The organism is Niallia sp. 03133 (genome assembly GCF_052663225.1).
The window spans coordinates 1-1,187 of the sequence record NZ_JBQTCY010000034.1 but is presented as its reverse complement, the minus strand read 5'-3'; the positions used below and the strand labels follow the sequence as shown (position 1 = coordinate 1,187).

1 protein-coding gene is annotated in these 1,187 nt (G+C 36.1%); it reads right to left on the bottom strand.

Going from position 1 to position 1,187, the window contains the following annotated elements; all coding sequences use genetic code 11:
- Nucleotides 1-991: 991 nt before the first annotated feature.
- Nucleotides 992-1,187: PTS glucose transporter subunit IIA (locus ACTYBU_RS22415; protein WP_445493253.1), on the bottom strand; the 196-nt coding region annotated here is incomplete at its 5' end.

Here is a 1,187-nt window from a genome sequence, read left to right as displayed (position 1 = left end):
CGTTTATAACGAAAATTATAAACGTTTATTGTTGACGTTTTGTTTGTTCAGTTTTCAAAGAGCAATTTTCATTCACTTCAGAAGCGAACTCTCTTAATATATCATATCTCCCTTTATCTCGTCAATAACTTTTTTAAGAAGTTTTTTTCATTATCTTAAATTGTTATGGATGATAAGCAAGTTATGTTTTGTTTTTTTCGTTGCTGTCTGAAGCAACTTTTATATAATACCAACTCATCAAGAAGAAGTCAACAACTTCCCCCAAAAAAATTCATTAAATTTTCTATCCTCTTAATCTATCATACGATAGCATCACTAATCTAATTAAAATTCAAGGCATGACACTAATAATTCTTCCAAACATCCTGTTCGCTTCATCATAGATATTCATCATTTACAAATCATTCGATTAATAGTTCTAAAATAACTTCTATCCACCAAAAACAACAATATACTTTCAAATTAAAAGTACAAAAGCGCAAACGCCTTGATCATCGCCGTACAAACTGGCCGATTAACTACGCCACGGCCTTATGTCTTCATCGGCACTTGTACATCCTTATACTTCGGAAGGGCTTCGACTGAGATAAGACGAACCTTCTATCAGGGCGATTTTCCCCTGATGGTTAGTTAAGTCGATCAGGTTTTTACGGGCAGTTTTTTCACCTGCTTCACATTTCTTAGGCGATACCTTACTGCCCGTTATAAAGTGATAAAAGAAACACGATGAGCGCAAGCGTAGATGTTGACTTATCGCAGGGAGATGACCTTAAGTTTGATAGACGATAGGCGCTGGTCGGCTAAATATGCCAAAGAGGAAAATCGACTAAATACGCAACGTCCTGTTGCAACGTCAATTGACTCGCATCCTTGTACTTCGAAGCTCGACGCGGACCATACTGCTAAGTTATCCACCACTCTATTTCGTTTATCATTCCTAGATAACAAAACAAAAAACCCGGCGTCTATACCGGGTTTCTACAAAAACTAATTACTTTACTATAGATACAACTTTTTCTTCTATTTCTACATTTCCTTCTTTGTTAATCTGTACAGACTCACCTTCTGCAAGATTTGTAAAGACAATTGGTGTAGTTGTAGATGTTGCGTTTTCTTTAATATAGTCTAAGTCTACTTTCAATAACGGCTGACCTTTTGTTACTTGGTCATTCTCTGCTACTAACGCT